The 4,731-nt window shown below is 33.8% G+C and carries 6 protein-coding genes; 1 reads left to right on the top strand and 5 read right to left on the bottom strand.

Translation table 11 applies throughout. From position 1 onward, the window contains the following. A partial coding sequence (locus QJV27_RS11085; protein ID WP_281449073.1) for a relaxase/mobilization nuclease domain-containing protein occupies nucleotides 1-694 on the bottom strand: 694 nt, incomplete at its 3' end. Next, nucleotides 675-1,007: a plasmid mobilization protein gene (locus QJV27_RS11080; protein WP_281449072.1), complete on the bottom strand. Its 333-nt coding sequence runs from the start codon at nucleotides 1,005-1,007 to the stop codon at nucleotides 675-677. The genes QJV27_RS11085 and QJV27_RS11080, both read right to left, overlap by 20 nt. 480 nt (nucleotides 1,008-1,487) lie before the next feature. Between QJV27_RS11080 and QJV27_RS11075 the strand changes: the two genes are divergently transcribed. After that, entirely contained in the window at nucleotides 1,488-2,006 is a 519-nt protein-coding gene (locus tag QJV27_RS11075; protein WP_281449071.1) for a replication/maintenance protein RepL, read from the top strand. 20 nt (nucleotides 2,007-2,026) lie between these two features. Here QJV27_RS11075 and QJV27_RS11070 read toward each other — a convergent pair whose 3' ends face one another. The 3 genes from QJV27_RS11070 to QJV27_RS11060 form a co-directional block, all read right to left on the bottom strand. Then, nucleotides 2,027-3,304 (bottom strand): SMODS domain-containing nucleotidyltransferase, encoded by a 1,278-nt coding sequence (locus QJV27_RS11070; protein ID WP_281449070.1) that lies wholly within the window; start codon nucleotides 3,302-3,304, stop codon nucleotides 2,027-2,029. Nucleotides 3,305-3,324: 20 nt separating this feature from the next. Continuing rightward, the gene (locus tag QJV27_RS11065) at nucleotides 3,325-3,900 is read right to left on the bottom strand and encodes an SLATT domain-containing protein (protein WP_281449069.1); all 576 of its coding nucleotides are present in this window, start codon (nucleotides 3,898-3,900) and stop codon (nucleotides 3,325-3,327) included. A gap of 61 nt (nucleotides 3,901-3,961) precedes the next feature. Continuing rightward, nucleotides 3,962-4,731: hypothetical protein (locus QJV27_RS11060; RefSeq protein ID WP_281449068.1), on the bottom strand; the 770-nt coding region annotated here is incomplete at its 5' end.

Here is a 4,731-nt window from a genome sequence, read left to right as displayed (position 1 = left end):
CTTTTAACCTTACATTCCTGCCATTCTCATTTTTAATCGACAGATAATCTTGACCCTGCCGACTAATCTCAAATCCGTTTTTTTCAAAGCAAGCAATCACATCTTGACGGCTCTGTATGTTCCCCTGAGAAAATTCATGCTCAATAAGCCCATTTAAAGCCGCTACAGCATCTTTTGTATTTTTAGGTAAGGATTTATCTATCGAAACCGTTTGACGCTTCTGCGGGTCATCTGGAGACGTTAAACCATATTCTAAATTAATCACCTTTTTAAAACTCTCTGCCAAATGCCTATCCGCACGGTCATAATAGAGATTTAACCGCTTTCCTGTCGAAAGTTCCACATTCGGCACAAAGAAGTTAAGTTCTAATCTCCCTTTATCCGTATGCTCAATCCAACAAATATTATATTGCTCTGCATCTAACCCAGCCAAAAAGCTTTCTTCAAACTTCTGCATAATGGCTTTCTTATCTTTTTCAGGTATATCTGCTTCCTCAAAAGACAAACACCCAACCGTATAAGGGTTTGCACTCTGCATTGCCTCAGCAAGCCCTACAGATAACTCAGGATTGCCCTGTAAAACCCTTACTTCACCCTCTGGCTTGTTAAGTAAATAATCCATAGAGGATCTAGGATTTCCGCCTTTACCGCTATGAGTTCTTTTAGGAGGATGTTTAAAAAACTTTATCAGCATTACCCACAAGCTCCCCTAAGGATTGCTCAATACTCGCTAATTCAAGCAAAGCCCTTACTTTTTCCTGAGCAGATAAAGTCCTATCTATATTTAAATGCCGTGCAATTTGATTAAGATTACCGCCAATTTTAGAGAGTGCCACCAATAAAGCAGGGTCAACCTTAGGCACAGGTCTAGCTTTTTTACTCAATTCACTTCCTAAGCAAGTCTCTCTTACCCATTCCGCCAAACGTGCCTTTGTTTTTCTCTCAAGTAACTGTTCGTATTCTGCTTCAGTAAATTGCACTTCTACACGTTTCGTTCGTTTCTTCATGATTTACTCGCTTTAAAGGGGTTAAGGGGAAATCCCCTTACAAGGTTACAAATTAATCGTATGCAATACGTATTTGTATATCCTTGCCTATACGATATTATACAGTTTTTATAATTGAAATTTTTGAGCGGTTTGTCAAAGTAAAATTCAATCTTTCTTTTTCAATTTTTAAAAACTACACAATCACCAGATTTTGACTCTTAACGGTCAATCTGGCTCATGTGCATTTTTATAAAAATTACCTAAAAATCGATGAATTTTACTAGTAGAATAAGATATAAGAAGAGAACACGTCAAAAATGGCGGAAAACTGCGAAGTCAAAATGCAGATCCGTATCAAGAGGTGATACATATCCGTGTATGCCGAGATATAAAATTGTATCATTATATAGTATATTTTAATATCATATGCTTGCTTTTTCGTAGTATAAGGTGATATAAAAAAGTATCATTATATTATATTTAAAAGGTCGTTACAATATGACGTTTAATCCAGAGAAAAGATACGAAACAAATCCTTTTGTTGATGTAAAGGCAATCACAACAAGTAAAAAGAAGGTTGTTATCGGACAGGGCAACGATATCCTATTAAATCAGGAAACTGGAGAAGTAAGCACAACCAATGTTATTACCTATCGTGAAGTAGATGATGAGCAATTTGTAAAACTATTCACTCAAAACATTGGACTAACGTTTAACTTATCAGCAAACGGAATAAAAGCTCTTACGGTTTTGATGTGGGTTGTCCAAACTAAAATCAGTAAAGATGAAGTTGTTTTAGACAAGTATACTCATGAACAATTTTCTAAAGCCAACCCAAAGCTACATATGGCTTATGTCACATTTAGAAAAGGTTTAAACGAACTTGTGAAATCTCAAATACTTGCAAAATCAAAACGTATGGGAGATTATTTTATAAATCCTCATTTTTTATTTAATGGGGATAGAATGAGATTTATTACTGAGATAAAACGTAAAACAAGCAATAAATTATCTTAAAAAATTTACAGAAACAAAAATTATTTTATCTCAATAGGAACAATAATACTTTGTCTTGCTACTACCACATTATCTTTTATAACATAACATTCTACTAAATGATTGCCTGAGAAGCTTGTTTTTTCTTTAATCTGCTTATACCCTTTATCATCAAAAATTTGCCCTCGAATACAATTTTTTCTTTCTGCTTCTCGACCTATATTCAAAACCTTCCATTTTAATATATAGGGGCAAGGAACATCAATATTAGAGGCATTGAATTCAAGGTCTTTATTTGCCGCTAAAAAACCTTTAAACAATCTTAAAAAAAACGGTCTATACCCATTCTGAGTAACTATGCAATCCAGCTCTAAACTATAACGAATGTCTACTGAAAAATCCCTTTCAATAAATTCCTCTGTATTCTCAAAAGAGTAAGGTAAGGATAAAGATTCATTAGCAATATTTCTGGCTGGAGCAGGAAAATAATATCCATATATTTTCCTCCATTTCTTATAAGCAATATGATCTTCATCTGATTCAATTGCATCAAGACAAAGATCATATGCCTTTTTTGCTTCTCTTTGAAATTTACTTGTAACTTTAACTCTCTGATTGCTTCCTAATGCTAAAAAATACTCTTGATCAGCTAGACCCGCTATAAATTCAAAAAATTTTAAACTTAACAAATGATAAACGGAATAGCTTTTACCATCATAATTACGATTATCACGTAAAAAATTATACACTAATGTGTCTATAAGTAGTCCCCCCATAACTACACCACACTTATTTTTCCATGCTCTAACCATTTTACAAAGATGCCGAAAAATTTGGTTATCAAACTCTTTTGTTGCTTGAATTTCTTTTCTGGGATCAGTTTTTTTCCAACTTCCGCCACAATATGTATCTGGGTATAAAAAACTGCCATCTTCTTGTTCAAAAACAGGTTGAACCTCAATATAAAAATTTGTAAAAGTCACACATACAACTAATCTATCAACTTTTATATTAGTTGAAGAATATCTTTTTTGAATAGCTTCTTTTACTTCACTTAAAAGCTTATATTGTCCATGTAACCAATAATTACCCCTTGTTGAATCAGGCATAATATAAAGCATATCTAAATCTGAAATACCTTTAATAGCTGTAAATCTGCCGTATGACCCAACCTGCAGACGATTACGAAATTTTTCATCATTATTTCTAAATCTTTTATTAAGAGAACAAGTAATTGTTTCATAGCGCCGTGATATTTCATCAGCATTATCAACTCTTAAATTGGTTAAAAAATCTTCAAACATACTAGCAATTGACATTTACTCCAAATCTCCAGAATTTAATTTTTTCTCAATGAATTTGGTAACATAATGTCTATTTCTTTTTCATCAAAAGTTTGTTCTTCTTTCTTTTTTAATGCCTTACGAGCCTCTTTATAACTTTTATAATCTGTCTTTAATGAGCTTTTATATATTTCATAAGTCCAATTTTGAAGATCATTTCTTTTTGTAACTATTTCAGTGGTATCTAATGAACGTAAATCGACAAGCAAAGAAATATATGCCTCTCTTACTCTCCAAAGCTCATTAGCTGATTTCTGATGTTTTTCTGCATCCTCAACTAATGTATATTTTTTTAAATACAGGTTAATTATTGTCAATAAAATTGCAAATAATGAACTAACCACTTTGCAATAATAAGCATCATAAAATAACGTAGAAATAATTGACCCGCTAACAATAACTGATAATATTATCTGAACCAATTGCCATAATTTATGACGTTTTTGATAACGCTCTGCCATCTTACGATGACATGTATGTGCATATACAATATTTCCATAAGCCCATTTAATCTGATCTTTTAATTTTTGCTTATAATCTCCTATTTCGTCGCACATACACATATCAATCATTCTAAAACTATCAAAAATTTTAAATATAAACAGTTAACTTATTTACATTAAAGAGTAAAAATTAAATATTTATTCCTCTACTACAATATTTTTGCACTTCTTTATACCGTTTTATTCTTTTCTGAACAATTATTCTAACTCGTTCAAACAACTTTTGAGCAAGCTCTTTAATTCCTGATTTTCGGTTTCTAACTTGCTCAATCGCTCGTTGATTAGCTTCAATTCTGATGCGTGCTTCTGCTCTATGGCGTTCATGCTCTTCCTGTGCTGTTCGGTAACAGCAAGCAACTCGTTCTTGGCGGTCCCGCTTAGCTCGTTCAATGCCTCTTGCAATTGCCTCATAATTGGGTTCATTTAATCCGCCTTTATCGTTAAAACTTTCAAATTGTTTCCCCATTCTTGGTCTTTGAATTGTGGGTCTACTTGAATACATATTCTGGTCGTCTTGTCGTCCATCGTGCATTTGCTTAACACCATGTTCTGACTGTTGGCCTTGTATAGCTCCGCTGACCTCTTCCATTCCCTCATATCGTCCCAAGTGCCGTTTGCTAGGTAACTCAGATACAGAATGACCAGACACAGCAGAAAGATGATCCCCCCGACACAATAAGCGGGTATTTTGTATAGCCTGAGCAATCTTTGATTTACTTTCTCGCCCTGGCTTTTCAAATCGCTGTCTATTCTCCCGAAGCTTTGCTTTAACCGATTGTTGAAGTTGCTCTCTAACTTGTTCAACTTCTCCTCGATGACTTTCTCGACTTCCTCCTCTTTCTGCTTCTGCGATTGCTCTGCGTGCTTTATCAGCTTCAAAAAATTGTTCATAAAACACCC

The organism is Commensalibacter oyaizuii, assembly GCF_029953265.1.
Lineage (GTDB): Bacteria > Pseudomonadota > Alphaproteobacteria > Acetobacterales > Acetobacteraceae > Commensalibacter > Commensalibacter oyaizuii.
The sequence above is the reverse complement of the archived record's forward strand: the minus strand, read 5'-3'. Positions and strand labels throughout refer to the sequence as shown.